Origin of the sequence: Aeromonas sp. Y289-2 (assembly GCF_027705925.1) — a bacterium.
Taxonomy (GTDB): Bacteria; Pseudomonadota; Gammaproteobacteria; order Enterobacterales; family Aeromonadaceae; genus Aeromonas; species Aeromonas veronii.
This window is the reverse complement of record NZ_JAPDCH010000011.1, coordinates 114,703-137,044: the sequence shown is the minus strand read 5'-3', so window position 1 is coordinate 137,044 and position 22,342 is coordinate 114,703. Positions and strand designations below refer to the sequence as shown.

The following is a 22,342-nucleotide window of genomic DNA, read 5'->3' as shown; positions in this document are numbered from 1 at the left end:
GAAAAGGCCCCGCCAGATGGCGGGGCCTTTTGCATGGGCAATCGGCAGATTACTCGTCCTTCTTGTCTCGCGACAGCAGGGCGATGGCCGCCTCTTTCGGGTTCTTACCCTCGTAGAGCACCTTGAAGATCTGCTCGCAGATGGGCATCTCGACGCCGCAGCGGGCCGCCAGCAGATGCACCTCTTTGGTGTTGCGATACCCCTCCACCACCTGACCGATCTCGGTCATGGCGGTGTTCACATCCTTGCCAGCCCCGAGGGCCAGCCCGAAGCGACGGTTGCGCGACTGGTTGTCGGTACAGGTGAGCACCAGATCCCCGAGCCCCGCCATCCCCATAAAGGTTTTGGCATCGGCACCCAGCGCCGCACCCAGACGCTGCATCTCCACCAGACCCCGGGTGATGAGCGCAGTTCTGGCATTGGCGCCAAACCCTAGCCCGTCGGAGAGACCGGCACCGATGGCGATGACGTTCTTCACCGCCCCACCCAGCTGCAGACCGACGAAGTCCGGATTGGTATAGACCCGGAAGGAGCGGCCACAGTGCAGCAGATGGGAGAGATCGTCGGCGAACTCGTCGTGAGTCGAGGCGACCGAGATGGCGGTCGGCAGACCGGCAGCCAGCTCCTTGGCGAAGGTGGGACCGGAGATCACCGCCAGCGGTATCTCGTCACCCAGCACTTCACGGGCCACATCCTGCAGCAGACGCCCACTGTCCGGCTCCAGACCCTTGGTGGCCCAGGCGATACGGGTATCGGGGCGCAGGAAGGGTTTGATCCGGGTCAGCACATCGCCAAATACATGGCTCGGCACGACCAGCAGCAGCACGGGGGCAGCTTGTACCGCACGTTGCAGATCCGCAGTCAGCTGCAGATCGGCGGGAAAAGGGACATCAGGCAAAAATGCCTTGTTGCAGCGGTCTTGTTCCAGCTCGGCGACATGAGCAGGGTCGTGACCCCACAGCAGGGTCGGATGACCGTTGCGCGCCAGAGAAATGGCAAGGGCGGAGCCATAAGACCCCGCCCCCAAGACCGAGATAGCGATCTGGTCAGCCATTATCAGGCTTCCGCAGTCGCCTGCTGGGCCTGTGCTTGCGCCATGTGCTGGGCAAACAGGGCATCGAAGTTGACCGGTGCCAGGTTCAGCTGCGGGAAGGAACCCTTGCTCACCATGTTGGCCACGGCTTCGCGGGCATACGGGAACAGGATGTTCGGGCAGAAGGCCGCCAAGCAGTGAGCCAGTTGCGGCTCCGGCAGGTTACCGATGGTGAAGATACCGGCTTGCTGTACTTCGCACAGGAAGGCAGTTTCGGTTTCCAGTTTGCAGGTTACGGTCAGGGTCAGGACAACCTCATACACGTTCTCAGCCAAGATGTTGGTCTTGGTATCCATATCCAGCTTGACGTCCGGCTGCCATTCTTTCTGGAAGATGTGCGGGGTGTTCGGCGCTTCGAAAGAGACATCCTTGGTGTAAACACGCTGGATGTGGAATTCCGGTTGTACTTCCTGGTTGTTGATCTCGTCAGCCATTTCGTTTGATTCCTTGTTATATGGATAAGTGGGCTCAGGCCCTGCTTAAATCAGCGTTTCTTGGTTACCGGCAGATTTTCTGCACGCCATTGGGCCATGCCACCGCCGAGCACATAAACCTGCTTGAAGCCAGCTTTGCTCAGCTGACGGCCCGCGCCGCCCGCAGTCATTCCCGACTCGCACACCACTATGATGGGGGCATCTTTATGCTTTTCAACCGGGCCCAGATTATTGCTCTGGATCTGGGTCAGCGGCAGGTGCTGGGCACCGGCCAGATGGCCCTTGGCATACTCTTCCTGACTGCGAATATCCACCACGGTGGCATTCTCGCGATTGATCAGCAGGGTCGCGGTGTGGTTGTTGACTGTTTTTACCGGGGACAAACGGGCACGCACAGTGGTGTAAACCAGGGTGCCAGCCAGACCCAACCAGGCTGCGGTCAGCAGCGGGTTACGGGCCGCAAAATCCAAATACTCTTGCATCTTCTACTATCCAGGGACCAAGACAAGGGCCCGAGTATACATGGGGGTATTGATAAGATCAGCCATCTTGGCGGCAAAGCGCGAGCAGGCTCCCATCATCATTGGGCTGCGAGCATAGCAGGAAGAGCGTGGCTTGCGGAGCCGCGGGAGCGCCCCTTGGCTATCAGGTGACTATTTCGGCAGATGTAGTAATATTACGCTAGTTTCATTTCCCGCATTTTTTCCAATCCGAGAGGACATAGTCTTATGTCAACAGCTAAGAAACCTTTGGTTCTGGTCATCATGGACGGTTGGGGCTACAGCACCAAGCAAGAGCACAACGCCGTCGCTGCCGCCAAGACTCCCAACCTCGATCGTCTGGCCCGTGACTACACCAGCACCCTGATCTCCGGCTCCGGTCTGGATGTCGGTCTGCCGGATGGCCAGATGGGCAACTCTGAAGTAGGCCACGTCAACATCGGTGCCGGTCGCATCGTCTATCAGGAGCTGACCCGCATCTCCAAAGACATCCAGGACGGTGAATTCTTCCAGAACGTCGAGCTGGCCAAGGCTGTTGACGCTGCCGTGACCAACGGCAAAGCCGTTCACATCATGGGACTGATGTCCCCGGGTGGCGTACACAGCCACGAAGAGCACATCATGGGCATGATCGAAATGGCTGCCAAGCGTGGCGCCGAGAAGATCTATCTGCACGCCTTCCTGGATGGCCGCGACGTTCCGCCGCGCTCCGCCCAGTCCTCCATCGAGCTGTTCGACGCCCTGTTCGCCAAGCTGGGCAAGGGTCGTTTCGCCTCCATGATCGGTCGTTACTTCGCCATGGACCGCGACAACCGCTGGGATCGCGTGCAGCAAGCCTATGACCTGATGACCCAGGGCAAGGGCGAGTTCACCGCCGAGAGCGCCACCGAAGCACTGGCTGCCGCCTATGCCCGCGACGAGAACGACGAATTCGTCAAAGCCACCCGCATCGGCGAAGCTGCACCGATGGAAGATGGTGATGCGCTGATTTTCATGAACTTCCGTGCCGACCGTGCCCGTGAAATCACCCGCGCCTTCGTTGACACCGACTTCACCGGCTTCGCCCGTGCAGTCGAGCCGAAGCTGAACTTCGTGATGCTGACCGAATACGCGGCCGACATCAAAACTGCCTGTGCCTACCCGCCGACCGCTCTGGTCAACACCTTGGGTGAGTGGCTGGCCAAGCAGGGCAAGACCCAGCTGCGCATCTCCGAAACCGAGAAGTATGCTCACGTCACCTTCTTCTTCAACGGTGGCGAAGAGTCCTGCTTCACCGGCGAAGATCGCGAGATCGTGGCCAGCCCGAAAGTGGCGACCTATGACCTGCAGCCGGAGATGAGCTCCGAAGAGCTGACCGACAAGCTGGTTGCGGCCATCAAGAGCGGCAAGTACGACGTCATCATCTGTAACTACCCGAATGGCGACATGGTTGGTCACACCGGTGTATTCGATGCCGCCGTCAAAGCCTGTGAAGCCGTTGACCACTGCATCGGTCGCGTCACCGACGCCCTGGCCGAAGTGGGTGGCGAGTGCCTGATCACTGCCGACCACGGCAACGCCGAGAAGATGCTGGACGAAGAGACTGGTCAGGCCCACACCGCCCACACCAATCTGCCGGTTCCGCTCATCTATTTCGGTCGCAAAGCCGAGGTAGTTGAAGGTGGCAAACTGTCCGATCTGGCCCCCACCATGCTGACCCTGATGGGTCTGCCGGTGCCGCCGGAAATGACTGGCAAGCCCCTGATGATTCTGAAATAATCCTTCCCCATGCGGGGATGCGAAGTTATTTCACAGAAAACCAGTCGCGTCGGCCTGTTGGCCGGCGCGCTGTTTTTTTGCCTGTCATTTGGCGCCAGCAAACCGGCTTTGGCCGCCAATCAGCAGCTGGGGACCATGCAGTCCCAGATCAAGGAACAACAGCAGACCATCAAGCTCAGCAAGCAGGAGCTTGCCAAGCTCAATACCCAGCTCAAGGCTGACGAGCAGGCCATCTCGGCCGCCGCCGCCAAACTCAACCAGACCAAGCAGCAGTTGAAGCAGAACCAGCAGACGCTGGCGACCCTGCAAAAAGACAAGCTGGGGCTGGAAGTTCAAGCCAAACATCAAAAGCAGTTGCTGGCCAAGCAGGCGGAGAGCGCCTTTCAAGCTGGCAACCACGACTACCTCAAACTGCTGCTCAATCAGCAGGATCCGGCCAAACTGAGCCGCTCGCTCGACTACTACGACTACCTCAACAAGGCCCGCATCGAGGCCATCGACGCCCTGCGCGCCACCCGTGACAAGCTGGCGAAAAACCAGCAGGCCACCAAAGAGACCGAAACCAGACTGCAGACCCTGCTTGCCGAACAGCAGGAGCATCACCAGACCCTGCTGGCCAGCCAGCAGAGCCGGGCCAAGGTGCGCAACCAGTTGCAGCAGTCGGTACAAGATGACGAGCAGAAGCTCACCAAGCTGGTCAAGGCGGAGAAAGCGCTGAAAGCCCGGCTGGAGGAGCTGCGTCGCAAGCGTGAAGAGCAGGAGCGCCGTGAGCGGGCCGAGCGGGAACGGCTGGCCAAGCTGAAAGCGGAGCAGGAGCGTCAGCGCAAGCTGGCCGAACAGCGCCGTGCCGAGCAACAACGACTCGCCGCTCAGCAGAACAAAACCGTCAAACCGGCAGAACCGGCCGAAGAGGTAGCCAGCAGCAAACCGGAGCGCGGCTCGGGCATCAGCAGTGCCGGTCACTACAGTGGTCTCAAGACCAATGGCAGCCTGCGCTGGCCGGTACAGGGGCCGATCCTCATATCCTACGGTTCACCGCGCACCGCCCAGCTCAAGTGGAAAGGCACCCTGATCGGCGCCAGCGAAGGAACCCAAGTCAAGGCGGTTGCACCGGGACAAGTGGTTTACGCCGACTGGCTCGATGGCTTCGGTATGCTGCTGGTAATCGATCACGGTAAGGGCTATATGAGCCTCTACGGTCACAATCAGTCGCTGCTGCGTCAGGTTGGCCAGAATGTGGAACAGGGTGAACCGGTGGCACTGGTCGGTGACAGTGGCGGTCAGGACAGACCTGGCCTCTACTTCGAAATTCGCTATCAGGGCGAGGCGATCAACCCGACCAAATGGCTGGCCAAGGGTTGAGTCAACCCGACCGACAAACGCGTCACACGCTCACTAGCAAAAGCCTGCCTCACGCAGGCTTTTGTTGTTTCAGGAGTGCCCTCCCTACTGTCGGTCCCATTTGATGAAAAATTACCTAATTTTTCGCTCGGCTCAGGGGAAGACAACCAGACCGATCTGCTCCAGCAAGGTCTGCTGCTGATCCTCGTTGATCTGCCCCCCTTGCAGATCGACCCGGCGCAGATCCAGCCCCGGCAGATCGCACTGGCGCAGATCGCAGCCCTGCAGCTTGAAGCTGGTCCAGTCAATCTGGCCAAACTCGGAGCCGCTGAGATCGGAACCCACCAGCGAGGCACCAAACAGGTTGGCCCCCTGCCAACGGTTGCCGGTCAGCTCACACTTCTCCAGCAGGCAGCCCTCGAAGCTGGCGTAGCTGAAGTTGTTGCCGGTCAGATGGGCCTCGCAGAAGTAGCTTTTCGCGGTGATCTGGTTGGCGAAGCTGGCATGGCTGAAGTTGATGCCGACCGCCTGACAGTCGCGCATCTCCAGCCCCAGACACTGGCTGCGGCTGCAGTCGGCCATGGTGAGCTCGCTGCGCAGGAAGCTGGCCTCGCGCAGCTCGCAACCCTGCAACAGGCAGCCCCGTTCACTCTCCCGATCGTAGAAGCTGCAGTCAATGAAGCGGCTATCGCTCAGATCCAGCCAGGAGAAGTTGCAGCCGATAAAGCGGCACTCCGAGAACTGCTCCCCCTCCACATCCTCTTGCTCGAACCGGACATCCACGAACTGCTTGCCTCTGATCATCGGAAAACTCCTGCAAAAACGGCTTCATATGCTGACTTTATCCGCCAAAAACGGTAATGTTACATGTAACATCCACGCTGGACACCCCTATGAGCCCTACCCGCAAGCGCCGCCCCACCCTGCAAGATATCGCCGACCAGACCGGCGTGACCAAGATGACTGTCAGCCGCTATCTGCGCGACCCGCAGACCGTAGCGGAGGGGACCCGCGAGCGGATCGCGGCTGTGGTGGAAGAGCTGGGTTATATCCCCAACCGGGCACCGGATATTCTCTCCAACGCGACCAGCAAGGCGATCGGCATCCTGATCCCCTCCCTCTCCAACCAGGTCTTCTCGGCGGTGATTCACGGCATCGAGTCGGTGACCCGACCGGCTGGCTACCAGACCCTGCTGGCCCACTACGGCTACAGCCCGGAGCGGGAGGAGGAGCAGGTCGCGTCCCTGCTCTCCTATCACGTGGATGGGCTGATCCTCTCCGACAGCCAGCACACCGAACGCACCCGCAAGATGATCGCCACCGCCGGCATTCCGGTGGTGGAGACCATGGATCTGCCGCAAACCCCCATCGACATGGTGGTCGGCATGGACCATAGAGCCGCGGCCCGGGCCATGGTAACAGAGATGCTGCACCGGGGCCGACGCAAGGTGGTCTATCTGGGAGCGCGGCTCGACGTGCGTACCCAGCTGCGGATGGAGGGTTACTATCAGGCGATGGCCGACTTCGGCCTCACCGGCCAGCATCTGCTGACCGAACAATCCTCCAGCTTCACTCTGGGGGGCGAGCTGCTGGATCAGGCGCTGGTGCGCTATCCCGACCTCGACGGCCTGTTCTGCACCAACGATGACCTGGCGGTGGGCGCCCTGCTGCAGTGTCAGGCCAAGTGGATCCCGGTGCCCCAGCAGATCGCCATCGCCGGTTGCAACGCCCTCGACATCGGCCACGCCATGACCCCCAAGCTGGCCAGTATCGCCACCCCGCGGGAAGTGATCGGTCGGGAGGCGGCCACCATGCTGCTGGCGCGTCTCAACGGCCAATCCCAACCCGACACCCGCAAGGATATCGGCTTCTCCCTCTATGTCGGGGAGAGTCTGGGGTAATCCCTTCCCTCACCCACTTAAATCACGCCGATAACAAACAGGCCACCCGAGGGTGGCCTGTTTGGTTTTCTGCACAACTGACGCTTAGCGTTTAACCAGCTCAACCGCTTCGCGAGAGAGGCGAGTCACCTCTTCCCAGTTGCCGCTCTTGACCGCATCGGCCGGCAGCATCCAGGAGCCGCCGACGGTGGCCACGCACTTGAGCGCCAGATAGTCGGCCACGTTTTTCGGGCCGATACCGCCGGTCGGGCAGAACTTCACCTGGGGCAGCGGCGCGGCAATGGCGGAGAGCGCCTTGGTGCCGCCGTTCGCTTCGGCCGGGAAGAACTTCAGATGGTCGTAGCCCGCTTCCAGCGCCTGCATCACTTCAGACGGAGTCGCCACGCCCGGGATCAGCGGTGCAGTGCTCTTGGCCGCGTGGGCCAGCAGGGCCGGCGTCATCCCCGGGGAGATGACGAAGCGGGCACCGGCAGCGACGGCGGCGTCAAACTGCTCGCAGTTGAGCACGGTACCGGCACCGACCATGGCATCCGGCATCGCCTTGGCAATGAGGGCGATAGCATCGAGCGCCACCGGGGTGCGCAGGGTGATTTCGAAGACAGAGATGCCGCCGTCGAGCAGCGCCTTGGCCATCGGCAGGGCCTGATCCAGCTCGTTGATAACCATCACGGGTACCAGCGGGGAGGCGGCAAACACCTCGGCCGGGGTCACTTTCCAGTTCTGCATAGCTCTTCCTTAGTCAAAGATGGTAGCGCCACACTCGGCGCTCGATACCGCGCGACGCATCACGCTGAACAGTTCACGGCCCCACCCCTCTTGTTCCAGAGTGAGGTCAATCTCGGCCTGGGTACGGCCACTCAAATCGGTCAGACAGTCGAGGCTACCGTTTACCGCGTCAACCCGCAGCAGGTCGCCGTCAGCAAGCAGGCCGATGGCCCCGCCGTGCAGCGCTTCCGGAGTGACGTGGATGGCGGCCGGGATCTTGCCGGAGGCACCGGAGAGGCGGCCATCGGTGACCAGCGCCACCTTGTAACCCGCTTTCTGCAGGTTGCCGAGCACCGGCATCAGCTTGTGCAGCTCCGGCATGCCGTTGGCGGCCGGGCCATTGTGGCGCACCACGATCACGGCATCCTGATTGAGATCGCCCGCCTTGTAGGCCGCTTCCACCGCATGCTGGGAAGAGAAGACCCGCGCTGGTGCTTCAATCACCCGATACTCGGGAGCCACGGCGGAGACCTTGACCACGGCGCGGCCCAGATTGCCCGCCAGCAGCTTGGTGCCGCCGGTGGCCTGGAATACGCTGCCGGAAGGCGACAACACGCTCGCATCGCCGCTCTCGCCGACCGGCTGCCATACCAGCTGGCCATCGACCAATGCCGGACGGCTGAGGTAATCCTGCATCTCGCCAAAGACCGGAGTGGCGTCCATGTGGATCAGCCCCTCTTGAGCCAGACGGCGCATCAGGCCGGGCACGCCGCCTGCCTGTTCGAAGGCGTTCACGTCGGCCGGGCCGTTCGGGTACATGCGAACCAAGAGCGGCACCACGTCGGAGAGATCGCTGATGTCATCCCAGGTCAGTACCAGACCGGCGGCGCGGGCCAGCGCCACCATGTGGATGCTGTGGTTGGTGCTGCCGCCGGAGGCGAGCAGGGCCACCAGACCGTTGACCAGCGAGCGCTCATCCAGCACCTCGCTCAGCGGGCGATAGGCCGGGGAGCCCGGGATCATGGCGCTGATGCGGCGGGCCGCTTCGGCGGTCAGGGCGCGGCGCAGCTCGCTATGCGGGTGCACAAAAGCAGAGCCCGGCAGCATCAGGCCCATGGCCTCGAATACCAGCTGGTTGGTGTTGGCGGTGCCGTAGAAGGTACAGGTGCCTGCCGCGTGGTAGGCGCCGCACTCCATCTCCAGCAGGGCATCGCGACCCACTTCACCGGCGGCGTACTTCTGACGAACTTTCACCTTCTCGTCGTTGCTGATACCGCTCGCCATGGGGCCGGCAGGAACAAATGCCGTCGGCAGGTGAGCGTGGGAGAGGGCCCCCATGATCTGGCCCGGAGCGATCTTGTCGCAAATGCCGAGCAGCAGGGTCGCATCGAAGGTGTTGTGAGAAAGAGAGAGCGCGGTCGCCTGGGCGATCAGGTCACGGGAGAAGAGGGACATGTCCATCCCCGGCTGACCCTGGGTCACGCCGTCGCACATGGCGGGCACGCCGCCAGCAACTTGGGCGCTGTGGCCCAGCTCGGCCAGTACCGCCTTGATCTGATCCGGATAGCCCTGATAGGGCTGATGGGCGCTCAACATATCGTTGTAGGCGGTGACGATGCCGACGTTGGCGCGGGTCATATCGAGAATGCGACCCTTCTCGTCACTGCTGCAGGCGGCCACGGCGTGGGCCAGGTTGCCGCAGGCCAGCGCGGCGCGGGTCTTGCCCTGCTCTGCCTGACGCTGGATGCGGGCCAGAAATGCCGGACGACGGACGACACTGCGCTCGCGGATGCGGGCGGTGACGTCGGAAATTACCTGATGAATCATTGGGCTTGCTCCAATGCTGTGACGGCGCGGTCAACCACCTGTTCGAAGGTGCCGTCTATATCAATGTGGAATACACCGGCTTCGCCATCCGGGCGCTCCAGGGTATCGAACTGACTTTGTACCATGCTTTCACGCATGAAGTGGCCCTTGCGGGCACGCATCCGCTCGAGGATCAGCGGCTGGCTGCCATCGAGGAAAATGAAGCTGACCGACTCGTTGCCTTCGCGGATCTGGTCGCGGTACTTCTTTTTGAGGGCGGAACAGACAATGATGCCGGTCTCGTTCTTCTGCTCGAGACTGTAGGCGGCGTCGCGGATCCGCTCCAGCCAGGGGGCACGATCCTCATCGTTGAGGGGGTTGCCGCCAGCCATCTTCTGGATGTTGGCCTTGGGGTGCAGGTCATCACCATCGATGAACTTGGCGCCCAGCGCTTCGGCCACTTTCAGACCCACGCTGGATTTGCCGCTACCACACACACCCATCACGATAATGCACTTACCCGCCATAATTTGACCTCTGTCCCACTTTTCAAAAAACCAGCTGTTGATGGGTTCTAATCTAACACGTTACCGGTAACATGTTACCGGTAACGATTGAAAATGTGAAGTCTGCCACAGACTGAGCAAACCCATAGTCACCTGGGCATATGATGTTGAGCCCTTGCCATAAATCTAAATAAATCATAAAGATATGGTTTGCCGACGGATCGGCAAGGTGTCACGACTGAACTTGGAAAAAGGAACGCATAACAATGTCTGACCTCTCCCTGATCATGACAGCCGCCGGCTCGATTGTGCTGCTGCTCTTCCTGGTGATGAAGGCCCGGCTCCACGCCGTGGTAGCCCTGATCCTGGTCTCCATGGTGGCGGGTCTCGCCGCCGGCATGAACCCGGCCGATATCGCCAACACCATCCAGAAAGGGATGGGTGGCACCCTCGGTTTCGTCGCGGTAGTGGTGGCGCTGGGCGCCATGTTCGGCAAGGTGATGGAAGTGACCGGTGCCCTCGACCGGGTGGCTCACACTCTGCTCGGCAAGTTCGGCGTCAAGCGCGCCAACTGGGCCATGGCCCTGACCGGCTTTGTCTGCGCCCTGCCGCTCTTCTTTGACGTGGCCGTGGTGCTGCTGATCGGCGTCGCCTTCGCCATCGTCCGTCGTGGCGGCGGCAGCGTGGTGAAGATCGGTATCGCTCTGCTGGCGGGTATCGCGACTTGCCAGGCCTTCCTTATCCCGGCGCCGGGCCCGATCCTGGTGGCATCCCAGCTGGGTGCCGACTTCGGCTACATGATCCTGTTCGGCCTGATCGCCGCCGTACCGGCGCTGATCCTGGCTGGCCCGCTGTTCGGTGACTTCATCAGCAAGATCGTCGATGTACCGCTGCCTGCCGATGCCCAGAACAGCGTCCACGATGACAGCAAATCCCTGCCCTCCTTCGGGCTGGCCATGGGCCTCATCGGTCTGCCGCTGCTGCTGATCGGCCTCAAGACCATCGTCGGTCGTTTCGTCGAGGCGGGCTCCACCCTGCACAACTGGCTGGAGTTCATCGGTCACCCCTTCACCGCCATCATGGTCGCCTGTCTGGCCGCCTTCTATCTGCTGGGTATTCGCCGCGGCATGTCCCGTGACGAGGTGATGAGCGTCTGCAACAGCGCCATCCAGCCCGCCGGTGTCATCATCCTGGTGACCGGTGCCGGTGGCGTGTTCAAACAGGTACTGGTTGATTCCGGTGTGGGTGCCGCTCTGGGCAACATGCTGGCCGACTCCGGCCTGCCCATCGTCGCGCTGGCCTTCATTCTGGCCGCTGCGGTACGGGTGATTCAGGGCTCTGCCACCGTCGCCATGCTGACCGCCTGCGGTCTGGTGCTGCCGATGCTGGAGCCGCTCGGCCTGAATGGCGCCCAGCTGGCTGCCGTCACCATCGCCATCGGCGGCGGTGCCATCGTGCTCTCCCACGTCAACGACTCCGGTTTCTGGCTGGCCAACCGCTACCTCGGCCTGACCGAGAAGCAGACTCTGCAGACCTGGACCGTGATGGAGACCATCATCGGCACCACTGGCGGCGTGATGGCGATGATCATCTACAGCTTCCTCTGACAAGGGCGAAATGCTGACAAAAAGGCCTCACTCGTGAGGCCTTTTTCATCTTTCTGATGATTCTTTCTTTGGCTGAGAGGGCGAGATTGCTAGAATCGCCTATTCATCGCTCCGAGTGGAACGCTTAACCCCGTGATTTCAGGTTTATCTATGCATTCATCGGCCCATTATCGACAACTGCTGGCGCGCCTGCCCCAGATCGCCGTCGCAGCGGATCAGTTTGAAGTGCTCTACAGCGCCCAGGATTTCAAACGCCGCATTCTTGCGCTTATCGCCAGTGCCACCCGGCGCATCTATCTGGTCGCGCTCTATCTGCAGGATGACGAAGCAGGCCGGGAGATCCTCTCCGCCCTCTACGCCGCCAAGCAGCGCAATCCGGCCCTCGACATCAAGCTGTTCGTCGACTTCCACCGTGCCCAGCGCGGCCTGATCGGCAAAGGCAAGCAGGGCGGCAACCACCTGATGTATCAGGCCATGGCTGCCGAACACGAGCACCAGATCGAAATCTACGGCGTGCCGGTCAAAGGGCGCGAGCTGCTCGGCGTGCTCCACCTCAAGGGCTTCATCTTCGATGATGTGGTGCTCTACTCCGGCGCCAGCCTCAACGACATCTACCTGCACCAGCAGGATCGCTACCGCTTCGATCGCTATCACCAGATCACCAGCCCGGAGCTGGCCCGCAGCATGGTCAACTATGTGGATGACCTGTTCGTGAAGAGCGACGCGGTGCAGCGACTGGATCACAGCGACATCCCCAGCGCCAAACAGCTGAAGGGGCCAATCCGCCGCTTCAAGCAGAACCTGCGCCAGAGCCAGTACCGCTTCAGCACCATGCCGGTCAACACTCAGGAAGTGGCTGTCACCCCCATGGTGGGTCTGGGCAAGCGCAACAACCAGCTCAACCTGATGATCCGCAATCTGGTGCGCGCCACCGAGCGGGAGATCTTCATCTGTACCCCTTACTTCAACCCGCCCAAGGAGTTGAGCAAGGATATCGAGGCTCTGCTGCAGCGCGGTTGCAAGGTGACCATCGTAGTGGGCGACAAGACCGCCAACGATTTCTTCATTCCGCCGGAAGAGAAGTTCTCCACTATCGGTGGCCTGCCCTATCTCTACGAGACCAACCTGCGCAAGTTTGCCGAGCGTAACCAGCGCCACATCGACGACGGTCGCCTCAACCTGATGCTCTGGTGTTGCGAGCGCAACTCCTACCATCTCAAGGGGATCTTCGTGGATGACGAGTGGGCCCTGCTCACCGGCAACAACCTCAACCCCCGCGCCTGGGCGCTGGATCTGGAGAACGGCCTGCTGGTACACGATCGTCGCCACCTGCTGCGTCCCCAGTTCAACGCGGAGCGGGAGAACATCCTGACCAACACCAAGCGGATCAGCCACTTCGATCAGGTTGAGCAGATCCAGGACTACCCGGAACAGGTGCGCAAGCTGCTGGGACGGATCCACCGGGTCAAGGCCCATCTGCTGCTCAAGCGGATTATCTGACCCTGGGCGCCATGCGCCCGTACCTTGCCTGTTGGCAGCCGCACAAAGGCCTCCCGTTTTCGGCAGGCCTTTGTTATATCCGCCGTTTCCCCCGCCTTGACGGCCCTGCCAGCAGCAACTCGGCTTGCATCGGCCCCTCAACAACCCCTATCATCTGGACATATTTACAGTGTTTTCGGGCATCTAATTGATGAAATTGGATAAAATTCCTCTCGATAGCCTCAAGGGTGTCGGCAGCAAGATGCTGGAGAAGCTCGAGCGGCTGGGGCTGGCCACGGTACAGGATCTGCTGTTCCACCTCCCCCTGCGCTACGAGGACCGCACCCAGGTGTGGCCAATCGGCGATCTGCCGCCCGGCCTGCACGGCGCCGTCGAGGGCGAAATCCAGGACACTCAGCTGGTGATGGGGCGCCGCCGCATGATGGTCTGTCGCATCAGCGATGGCACCGGCACCCTCACCTTGCGCTTCTTCAACTTCACCGCCGCCCAGAAAAACAGTCTGGCGGCGGGCCGCCTGATCCGCTGCTTTGGCGAGGTGCGCCCCGGCAAATACGGGCTGGAGATGGCCCACCCCGAGTACAAGCTGCTCGGCGAGGAGCAAGCCGGCCAGACCGAAGAGGCGCTCACCCCCGTCTACCCGACTACCGAAGGGCTGCGCCAGCTCACCCTGCGCAACCTCACCGATCAGGCGCTGGCCCAGCTCGACCTCTACGGCGTGGAGGAGCTGCTGCCCGCCGGCCTCTATCCCCACCAGATTGAACTGGCCGCCGCCCTGCGCCTGTTGCACCGTCCGCCCCCCTCGGTAGCGCTGCCGCTGCTGGAAAGCGGCCAACATCCGGCCCAGCAGCGACTGGTACTGGAGGAGCTGCTGGCGCACAACCTCTCGGTCCTCAAGGTGCGCGCTCAGGCGCAAACCCAGCTGGCCCGCGCCCTCAAACCGGCGCCCGAGCTGGTCGAACAGCTGCTCGGCGCCCTGCCGTTCAAGCCGACCGGCGCCCAGAACCGGGTGGTGACCGAGATAAGCAAGGATCTGCAACAGAGCCACCCCATGATGCGGCTGGTGCAGGGGGATGTGGGCTCCGGCAAGACCCTGGTCGCGGCGCTGGCCGCCCTGCAGGCTATCGGCAATGGCTGTCAGGTGGGCTTGATGGCGCCGACCGAGCTGCTGGCGGAACAGCACGCCATCAACTTCGCCAAGTGGCTGGAGCCGCTCGGCATCGGAGTCGGCTGGCTGGCGGGTAAACAGAAAGGCAAGGCGCGGGAAGAGTCGCTGGCCGCCATCGCCGATGGCAGAGTCAAGATGGTGGTGGGCACCCACGCCATCTTTCAGGAGCAGGTGGTGTTCCAGCGTCTGGCGCTGGTCATCATCGATGAACAGCACAGATTCGGGGTGCATCAGCGCCTCGCCCTGCGCGAGAAAGGGGAGCGGGAAGGGGTGCATCCCCATCAGCTCATCATGACCGCCACCCCCATCCCTCGCACCCTGGCGATGACCGCCTATGCCGATCTCGACACCTCGGTCATCGACGAACTGCCGCCGGGCCGTACCCCCATCACCACAGTCGCGCTGCCCGACAGCCGCCGCGGCGATGTGATCGAGCGGGTCAAGCTCGCCTGCACCGAGGGCAAGCAGGCCTACTGGGTCTGCACCCTGATCGAGGAGTCGGAGGTGCTGGAGTGTCAGGCCGCCGAGGATACCGCCGCCGAGCTGCAGAACCTGCTGCCCGGCCTGCATATCGGGCTGGTGCACGGCCGGATGCGTCCGGTCGAGAAACAGCGGGTGATGGAGGAGTTCAAGGCGGGCATACTGCAACTGTTGGTCGCCACCACCGTCATCGAGGTGGGGGTGGATGTGCCCAACGCCAGCCTGATGATCATCGAGAATCCGGAACGGCTCGGGCTGGCGCAGTTGCACCAGTTGCGCGGCCGGGTTGGCCGGGGGGCGGTAGCCTCTCACTGCGTGCTGCTCTATCATGCCCCCTTGTCCAAGACGGCCCAGAGCCGGCTCGGGGTGCTGCGGGAGACCAACGACGGCTTCCTCATCGCCCAGCGCGATCTGGAACTGCGCGGCCCGGGGGAACTGCTCGGCACTCGCCAGACCGGTCTGGCCGATCTCAAGATCGCCGATCTGGTGCGGGATCAACCGCTTATTCCGCAGGTGCAAAAGATGGCGCGCTTCCTCATGGATAGGCACCCAAGCCATGTCGAACCCTTGATACGGCGCTGGCTCGGCTTACGGGATCACTATTCCAATGCCTGATCGAAATAGATGCAGAAGATGGGCACATCTCCTTATGGATAGGCATCCGAGTCATGTCGAACCCTTGATACGGCGCTGGCTCGGTCTGCGAGACCACTACTCAAACGCCTGACAACCAATCCCAAAACAGGAGGAAAGCACCCATGAATTCCTGGCTACGCGGCCTGCTCTACACCTTCGCCTTCCTGCTGCTGTTTGTCTGGGTTGCCCTCGGCCTGTTCGACGCCGAGCGCGCCAAAGGCCCCATCGCCAGCTGGATCAGCCAGCAGACCGGCGTGCCGGTCACCATAGGGCGACTGGTGTTCAACCCGCTGCACCCCTACACCCTGCTGGCTGAGCAGGTGCGTTACGGCGATGCGGTCTCCCTCGACAAGATCTATCTGGAGATCGAGAGCATCGACTGGCTGAGCCGCGACGTGCGCATCGCCCATCTCGATCTCATTCGTCCCGCCATCAAGCTGCCGCTGCCCAACCAGCTACCGAGCCTGCCGGTGCACTCCCTCATCATCAGTGACAGCACCATAGACCGGCTCAGTCTGGAAAGCCCCGAGCTGACCCTGCGCGGTCTCAACGCCACCCTGAGCGACTGGGAGCTGATCGATCCGAAACGGCAGCCACAGGCCAACCTGAGCCTCAATATCGGCCAGCTGGAGACCCCGCAGTTCACCTTCGCCCGTCTCAACCTGCAAGGACGGCTGGAAGGAGAAGTGCTGCGCACCGACAAGCTGGTGACCAACCTGTTCGACGGTCTGCTGGAGACCGGCATGGTGCTGGACTGGCCCGCCCGCACCCTGCAACTGCACGATCTCAAGGCGCGCGGCATGCGGGTGGAGCTGGGCGATCTGACACAACAAGGCTTCCCGTTGCAAAGCGTGTCGCTGGATCGCGGCCAGCTGGACGGCGTCAGCCTCAACGACATCAATCAGGAGCTCTCCTTCAACAACTTCAGCGGCCTGCTCACCGCCTTCAACTGGCAGGCGGGCAACCAGCCCACCGGCTATCTGAGCGGCACCCTGGGCGACATGGGCCGTGGCCTGTTCCAGCTGGAGGAGATCAAGGGCAAGCTCGCCTTCTCGCCCCAGCAGATCGACGGCGAACTGCAGGGCAAGGCCTATGAAGGGGAGTTCAATGTCGAGCTCTCCCTCGATACCCAGCAGCAGAAGCTGACCCTGAAAGACGTGGCGCTGAGCGGCATGGATATCAGCCTGCCGCAGGGTTGGTGGCAGGATTGGCAGAGCTGGCGCCCGCAGCAGGTGGATATCCGCAAGCTGGCGTTCGACAAGCTCAAGGTGCTCTCCTTCGACGATACCCTGCCCCTGTCGCTGACCGGCTGGCAGCTCTATCTGAGCGATCTCGCCCTGCGCGATAACCAACCCGGCCCGCTGCTCGGCCGTGCCCGTATCGAGAGCAAGTGGTTCGAGCTGGTGTGGGATGGCCTCAGCGCCCGCAACGGCGAGCTGGATGGGGAGCTGACCCCCAGCTCCTGGCAACTGGGCAAACTCACCAGCTCGCTGCCGGATGAGGGCACTCTCAGCCTGAGTGGCCAGTGGGGCCGCGAACCGGGCCAGAGCAGCCGCCTCCAACTGCAGGCGACCAAGCTGGATCTGCAGCAATGGGGCAAGATACTCCACTCCCCGGTCTCCTTTGCCGGCAAAGCGGACGTGAGCGCCGATCTGCAAGCCGAACATGGCAAAACGGCGGGCGAGTGGCGCCAGACCCTGCAGGGGAGCTTTGCCCTCGATGCCGACGAGCCTTTCTGGGACAAGGTGAAGATAGATCCGCTGCTGGATGAGTGGTTCAAGGGCGCGACCCCGCCCACCCTGACGCCGGATCAGCTGTGGCAGGCGATGCAGGAGGGTGACACCCCCTTCTACCGTATCAAGCTGCAGGGCAAGATCGACAAGGGGCAACTACAAGTCGAGCAGGCTGGCGCCTCCACCATCACTCATCTGCTGGCGCTGCAAGGGGGGATCGATCTGGTCAACGAACAGTGGCAGCTCGATCTGGGGATCCTCAACGGCAACCGCTGCGCCGAGCTGCTCGGCCAGTGGCGCGGGCCGCTGACGGAACCCACACTGGCCTGGAGCTTCCCGCAGAAGCAGGACGCCTGCGGCTGGGAAGTGGGAGTACGCTATCCGCCGCAAGGCAACAGCGCCCCGCTCTGGCGACCGGCTCCCGCGCCGAAAGCCCAAGCCCAAGCCCAAGCCCAAGCCCAAGCCCAAGTGCAGACCCAAGCCGGGCCGACAAGCAACAGCCAGCAGGGGTAAAAACAGACAAGGCCTCATGATGAGGCCTTGTTGTTTGATGGGGAAATGGCGCGGTTACTGGCCCGGACGGCGGGGCGGCTGCACCACGTAGTGACCGCAGAACTCCGCCGCCAGTTTGCTGCCGCTGAACAGCTGGATCTTGAGGCTGAAGGTGGCAGGCTCCCCCCGTTTGAGCGGCTGCAGCACGGCGGGCATCCCCTCGCGGGCCACTCGCGCCTCGGGCTCCTCATCGACCGGGCCATGATATTTGATGGTGCTCTCGGCCAGCACCGGCTCGCCCACCAGCCCCTCCTCTTTAAGCTGCAGCCAGATCAGCCCCCAGCCCGCCAGCACGCACTGGCTGTAGACACTGCCGGCGAACATGCTGCCATGCACGTTGAAATTGGCCGCCAGATTGGCCTTGAGGTGGAAAGTCTGGCCATCGTAGTGGCTGATGTGCATCCCCATCTTCTCGCTGATGGGTACCCCGCGCGACCAGCGGGTGGTGAGATCCTGACACCACTCCGGCCGGTACTGGATGGTCTGCAACGGGCTCAGGGATTTGATCATCTGGCGATGGGGAATCCGGCCAAAGGAGACGGGGCCGCCCCCCACTTCGAGAAAGCCGCACTTGCGATAGAACTCCACCGCTTCCTGACGGGCGTTCATCACCAGCCGTTTCACCTTCTCGCTGCGGGCCAGCTCCTCGAGATCCTCCACCATTCGGGCGCCCAGCCCTTGGCCGCGATATTCGGGCCGCAGCGCCATAAAGCGGATCTGCGCCTCGTCGCCGCCGATAAAGAGGCGCCCCACCGCAATAGGGGTACCATCGGGTGCCAGCATCAGCCGGTGAATGGCAACGGTGTCGTATTCGTCCCGCTCGGAACCGACGGGCAGATTGAAGGGTTTACGCAGAAGTTCCCAGCGCAACTGGTAGTAGGCATCCAGCTCGGCGACTGTCTGAGGGGTGACTACCCGGTACATAGTTTCATCCTTGAGTTACACTGGTCGGAAACCATCTTGCCGTGCAAATTCATGGACTTCAATCTGCAAGCGTACCAAGCCGATCACTTGTTGCACCTCAGCGTCAAACCCCAGCGCCGCCTCACGGTACAGGAAAATGACCAGCACCGCTGGCTGGAGATAGACGGCGTGGTGCAATCCGCCATGTTGCTCGCCGACCCCGCGACCCTCTGTCTGCCCCATCAACGGGTCATCGCCTGCCTGCTGCCGGAGCAGGCCACCCGGATCCTAGAACTGGGTCTGGGTGGCGGCGATCTCACCCGCCATCTCTGCCAACGCTGGCCAGATGCTCGCCACGAGTGCGTCGACCTCGACGAAGAGGTGCTGACCGTTTATCAGCAGTTTTTCCAGCATCAGGAGAGCGATGAACACGCCGCTCCGGCACTCCATCAGGCCGATGCCCTCGCCTTTCTCGAGCAGAGTGAGCAGCAGTACGACCTCATCCTGCTCGATCTCTTCAGTCAGGATGGCAACCCGCTGCTGCTGTTTCAGGAGCGGCTCTACCGGACGCTGGCTCCCCGCCTCTGCGGCACCCTGGTGATCAACCTGTTGCCGCGCACCGAGCTGGAGCTAACCCACGCCCTGACGCTGATCGAGCAGTGGATTGGCCCGGCTACCCCCTATCCGGTCGCTGGGCTCATCAACGTGATCGTCCACGTCATACCGCGGGATCAGGCATCCTCAGACCTGTAGCCAGAAGGTAACCGGGCCGTCGTTGACCAGCGCCACCTTCATGTCGGCGGCAAAACGCCCGGTTGCGGTCGGGATGCCGCTGGCGGCGGCCTTGGCCACGAAGTAGTCATAGAGGCGTTCGGCCTCGCTCGGGTGGGCACCGCAGGAGAAGCTGGGGCGCATCCCTCGCTTGGTATCCGCCGCCAGCGTGAATTGGGAGACAACCAGCAGACTGCCGCCGATCTGGCTGACATTGAGGTTCATCTTGCCATTCTCGTCGGAGAAGACCCGATAGCCGCTCACCTTGTGCAGCAGCTTGTCGGCCTTGGCCTCGTCATCCCCCTGCTCCACCCCGAGCAGTACCAGCAGCCCCTGACCGATAGCGCCGGTCACCTCCCCCTCGACAGTCACGCTGGCCTCGGAGACCCGCTGAATCAGTGCAATCACATCCCTCTCCTCTCAAAACAGAACGACCGCCCCGGCTCGATTGCAGGGGCGGTCGTCGATGCTACCAATAAACCGATGGCCAAGGCGATGGCTTAGCCAAGCTCCTCGCTCGCCGGCTTCTCGTACTCGCCAAGGCAGGCGGTAGTCTCCGCACCAAGCAGCACCACCAGCCAACTCAAATAGACCCAGACAAACAGGATCGGGATGGTAGCCAGCGCGCCGTAGATGGCCTGATAGGAGGGGAAGCTGGTGATGTAGATGGCAAAACCGCGCTTGGCCAGCTCGAACAGGGTCGCCGCTACCAGCGCGCCGATAAAGGCGTGGGCCAGCCGCACCTTGCAGTTCGGTACCACGGTATAGACCAGCAGGAAGGTGAGCACCGAGAAGAGGAACGGCAAGCCGCGCAGCAGCAGATAGCCGATGCCGAACAGGCTCTCGGCGCCAAACAGCCGCAGCGAGAAGATGTAGGAGGAGATGGCGATACTGGCCCCGATAAGCACGGGCCCCAGGGTGAGGATCATCCAGTACATGGCAAACGCCTGCGCCAGCGGGCGGCCCTGGGTCGAACGCCAGATGTAGTTGAGGTTCTTGTCGATGGCGGAGATCAGCATCAGCGCTACCACCACCAGCGCCCCGATCCCCACCGCCGTGGTGTTGGTGGCATTGGCGACGAAACCGTCGATGTACTCCTTGAGCACCTCTCCCGCGGTCGGCACGAAGTTGTGGTAGACGAACTGCTCCATCGCCTGCTTGAGGCTCTGGAACACCGGGAAGGCGGACATCATGCCAAAGACCACGGCGATCATCGGCACCAGTGAAAGCAGGGTGACATAGGCCAGATAGCCGGCGGTCACCGTCAATCTGTCCTGCTGGAAACGGCCCCAGACAAACTGGGCAAAGTGGCGACCATCATGGCGCAAGAAGGAGAGGGCGTGGGCCAAACGGCCGCTGACAGGCTGCTGCATCTTGATTCTCGTTAGCGTCATAGTGGCAATATTGTGTCAGAGGAGAGCGCTGTTTGACCACCTTTGCACCCGATTTGCCTCCATATGCCCCAACCTGTTACCCGGCTGGCGTCTCTGGCTGTCGCCAGAAGCAGAGATAAAAACGGCCCCGCTATGGGGCCGTTTGCAACGCCGGATTACAGCATGTAGTCCGCAGGCAGCTCGATGCGGGCGACGCCGGAGGCAACCGCCGCCAGCGCCACGGCGCGGGCTACGCGCGGCAGCAGACGGGCATCCATCGGCTTGGGAATGACGTAATCCTTGCCGAAGGCGAGCTCGCTGACCCCGGCGGCGGTCAGCACCTCGGCCGGCACCGGCTCCTTGGCCAGCGCGCGGATCGCCTCGACCGCAGCAATCTTCATGGCATCGTTGATGCGGCTGGCACGGGCGTCGAGGGCACCGCGGAAGATAAAGGGGAAACAGAGCACGTTGTTGATCTGGTTCGGGTAGTCGGAGCGGCCGGTACCCATGATGAGGTCGCTGCGCACCCCGTGGGCCAGCGCCGGCTTGATCTCCGGATCCGGATTGGAGCAGGCGAAGATCACCGGATTGGGCGCCATCAGGGCGACCGCCTCGGCGGGCAGCACATCGGGGCCGGAGACACCGACAAACACATCCGCCCCTTCGATGACATCCATCAGGGTGCGCAGCGGGGTCTCGTTGGCGAAGCGCTGCTTGTACTTGTTGAGATCAGTGCGGCCGGTGTGAATCACCCCCTGACGATCCAGCATGAAGATGTTGTGCGCCCTGGCGCCACACTTGATCAGCAGATCCATGCAGGCGGTCGCGGCAGCCCCCGCCCCCATGCAGACGATGCGGCTGTCACTGATCTGCTTGCCCTGCACTTCCAGCGCGTTGAGCAGACCGGCGGCGGTGACGATGGCGGTACCGTGCTGGTCATCGTGGAACACCGGAATGTCGCAGCGCGCGATCAGCGCCTCTTCAATCTCGAAACACTCCGGCGCCTTGATATCTTCCAGATTGATGCCACCGAAGGTATCGGCGATAGCCGCCACCGTGTCGATAAACTGCTGGCTGGTCTCGTGCTTCACCTCGATGTCGATGGCGTCGATACCGGCGAAGCGCTTGAACAACAGGGCCTTGCCCTCCATCACCGGCTTGGAGGCCAGCGGCCCCAGATTACCCAGCCCCAGAATGGCGGTGCCGTTGGAGATGACGGCCACCAGATTGCCCTTGCCGGTATAGCGATAGGCATCGGCCGGGTTGGCAGCGATCTCGCGCACCGGCTCGGCAACACCCGGGCTGTAGGCCAGCGCCAGATCGCGGGCGGTTTCGGCAGGCTTGGTCAGGGCGATGGCAATTTTGCCCGGTACGGGCTGGGCGTGGTAATCGAGTGCTTCTTGACGCAGATCGGACATGGGGGACCCCGATGTGGTTGGTGCAAATGAGGTGCCGACAGGGGGCACACAGAAGGGCGGGGATCATAAAAGAAAGCGCTGAGCATGCCCAGCAGATCATGCTGCCGCCAGCCAGATCAGACCAGTTATTTCAGCACCTTACCCCACTCGCACCTACCAC

19 protein-coding genes are annotated in these 22,342 nt (G+C 62.2%); 8 read left to right on the top strand and 11 right to left on the bottom strand.

Features of this window, described 5'->3' with window-relative positions:
• Positions 1-49: 49 nt before the first annotated feature.
• Genes gpsA through OKC43_RS16115 form a run of 3 tightly spaced genes read right to left on the bottom strand, consistent with a single transcriptional unit; the run spans position 50 to position 2,009 of the window.
• Positions 50-1,054 (bottom strand): NAD(P)H-dependent glycerol-3-phosphate dehydrogenase, encoded by a 1,005-nt coding sequence (gene gpsA, locus OKC43_RS16125; RefSeq protein WP_005356865.1) that lies wholly within the window; start codon positions 1,052-1,054, stop codon positions 50-52.
• Positions 1,055-1,056: 2 nt separating this feature from the next.
• A complete protein-coding gene (gene secB, locus OKC43_RS16120; RefSeq protein ID WP_005340639.1) occupies positions 1,057-1,527 on the bottom strand; it encodes a protein-export chaperone SecB in 471 nt (156 codons plus the stop codon).
• 50 nt (positions 1,528-1,577) lie between these two features.
• Positions 1,578-2,009 (bottom strand): rhodanese-like domain-containing protein, encoded by a 432-nt coding sequence (locus OKC43_RS16115; protein WP_005340640.1) that lies wholly within the window; start codon positions 2,007-2,009, stop codon positions 1,578-1,580.
• A gap of 246 nt (positions 2,010-2,255) precedes the next feature.
• On the opposite strand from OKC43_RS16115, the gene gpmM reads away from it, so the two are divergent.
• Together gpmM and envC are read left to right on the top strand one after the other, a co-directional pair.
• Positions 2,256-3,785, top strand: coding sequence for a 2,3-bisphosphoglycerate-independent phosphoglycerate mutase (gpmM, locus tag OKC43_RS16110; protein WP_005356867.1), 1,530 nt, complete (start codon positions 2,256-2,258; stop codon positions 3,783-3,785).
• A 9-nt stretch (positions 3,786-3,794) separates the two neighbouring features.
• On the top strand, positions 3,795-5,147 hold the full coding sequence (gene envC / locus OKC43_RS16105; protein ID WP_043821545.1) for a murein hydrolase activator EnvC: 1,353 nt from the start codon (positions 3,795-3,797) through the stop codon (positions 5,145-5,147).
• A 132-nt stretch (positions 5,148-5,279) separates the two neighbouring features.
• Here the strand turns inward: envC and OKC43_RS16100 are convergent, their stop codons facing one another.
• Positions 5,280-5,930, bottom strand: coding sequence for a Qnr family pentapeptide repeat protein (locus OKC43_RS16100; protein ID WP_236272214.1), 651 nt, complete (start codon positions 5,928-5,930; stop codon positions 5,280-5,282).
• 89 nt (positions 5,931-6,019) lie between these two features.
• On the opposite strand from OKC43_RS16100, the gene OKC43_RS16095 reads away from it, so the two are divergent.
• Positions 6,020-7,027, top strand: a complete 1,008-nt coding sequence (locus OKC43_RS16095) for a substrate-binding domain-containing protein (protein ID WP_236272213.1) — start codon at positions 6,020-6,022, stop codon at positions 7,025-7,027.
• 84 nt (positions 7,028-7,111) lie between these two features.
• Here OKC43_RS16095 and OKC43_RS16090 read toward each other — a convergent pair whose 3' ends face one another.
• From OKC43_RS16090 to OKC43_RS16080, 3 genes are read right to left on the bottom strand one after another with little or no spacing between them, the layout of a single operon-like run.
• The gene (locus OKC43_RS16090; protein ID WP_005342660.1) at positions 7,112-7,753 is read right to left on the bottom strand and encodes a bifunctional 4-hydroxy-2-oxoglutarate aldolase/2-dehydro-3-deoxy-phosphogluconate aldolase; all 642 of its coding nucleotides are present in this window, start codon (positions 7,751-7,753) and stop codon (positions 7,112-7,114) included.
• A gap of 9 nt (positions 7,754-7,762) precedes the next feature.
• The gene (edd, locus tag OKC43_RS16085; RefSeq protein ID WP_236272212.1) at positions 7,763-9,559 is read right to left on the bottom strand and encodes a phosphogluconate dehydratase; all 1,797 of its coding nucleotides are present in this window, start codon (positions 9,557-9,559) and stop codon (positions 7,763-7,765) included.
• Positions 9,556-10,065 (bottom strand): gluconokinase, encoded by a 510-nt coding sequence (locus OKC43_RS16080; protein WP_005340649.1) that lies wholly within the window; start codon positions 10,063-10,065, stop codon positions 9,556-9,558. The genes edd and OKC43_RS16080 overlap by 4 nt, the downstream gene beginning before the upstream one ends.
• Before the next feature lie 245 nt (positions 10,066-10,310).
• On the opposite strand from OKC43_RS16080, the gene gntU reads away from it, so the two are divergent.
• The 4 genes from gntU to OKC43_RS16060 all read left to right on the top strand — a co-directional run bounded on the left by gntU (position 10,311) and on the right by OKC43_RS16060 (position 17,678).
• A complete protein-coding gene (gntU, locus tag OKC43_RS16075) occupies positions 10,311-11,651 on the top strand; it encodes a gluconate transporter (protein ID WP_005355418.1) in 1,341 nt (446 codons plus the stop codon).
• Positions 11,652-11,801: 150 nt separating this feature from the next.
• Positions 11,802-13,151: a CDP-diacylglycerol--serine O-phosphatidyltransferase gene (pssA, locus tag OKC43_RS16070; protein WP_236272211.1), complete on the top strand. Its 1,350-nt coding sequence runs from the start codon at positions 11,802-11,804 to the stop codon at positions 13,149-13,151.
• 190 nt (positions 13,152-13,341) lie between these two features.
• On the top strand, positions 13,342-15,411 hold the full coding sequence (recG, locus tag OKC43_RS16065) for an ATP-dependent DNA helicase RecG (RefSeq protein WP_236272210.1): 2,070 nt from the start codon (positions 13,342-13,344) through the stop codon (positions 15,409-15,411).
• 143 nt (positions 15,412-15,554) lie between these two features.
• A complete protein-coding gene (locus OKC43_RS16060) occupies positions 15,555-17,678 on the top strand; it encodes an AsmA family protein (RefSeq protein ID WP_236272209.1) in 2,124 nt (707 codons plus the stop codon).
• A gap of 54 nt (positions 17,679-17,732) precedes the next feature.
• On the opposite strand, the gene OKC43_RS16055 is transcribed toward OKC43_RS16060, so the two are convergent.
• On the bottom strand, positions 17,733-18,641 hold the full coding sequence (locus OKC43_RS16055) for a bifunctional GNAT family N-acetyltransferase/hotdog fold thioesterase (protein WP_139733571.1): 909 nt from the start codon (positions 18,639-18,641) through the stop codon (positions 17,733-17,735).
• Between the two features lie 51 nt (positions 18,642-18,692).
• On the opposite strand from OKC43_RS16055, the gene OKC43_RS16050 reads away from it, so the two are divergent.
• The gene (locus OKC43_RS16050; protein ID WP_236272222.1) at positions 18,693-19,373 is read left to right on the top strand and encodes a spermidine synthase; all 681 of its coding nucleotides are present in this window, start codon (positions 18,693-18,695) and stop codon (positions 19,371-19,373) included.
• Here OKC43_RS16050 and dtd read toward each other — a convergent pair.
• The 3 genes from dtd to OKC43_RS16035 form a co-directional block, all read right to left on the bottom strand.
• A complete protein-coding gene (dtd, locus tag OKC43_RS16045; protein ID WP_236272208.1) occupies positions 19,362-19,799 on the bottom strand; it encodes a D-aminoacyl-tRNA deacylase in 438 nt (145 codons plus the stop codon). The genes OKC43_RS16050 and dtd overlap by 12 nt on opposite strands.
• Before the next feature lie 92 nt (positions 19,800-19,891).
• Positions 19,892-20,764 (bottom strand): virulence factor BrkB family protein, encoded by an 873-nt coding sequence (locus tag OKC43_RS16040; RefSeq protein WP_041209731.1) that lies wholly within the window; start codon positions 20,762-20,764, stop codon positions 19,892-19,894.
• Between the two features lie 176 nt (positions 20,765-20,940).
• Positions 20,941-22,182 carry a malic enzyme-like NAD(P)-binding protein gene (locus OKC43_RS16035; protein ID WP_021230769.1) on the bottom strand — a complete coding sequence of 414 codons (1,242 nt, stop codon included), beginning with the start codon at positions 22,180-22,182 and terminating at the stop codon, positions 20,941-20,943.
• Positions 22,183-22,342: the final 160 nt, after the last annotated feature.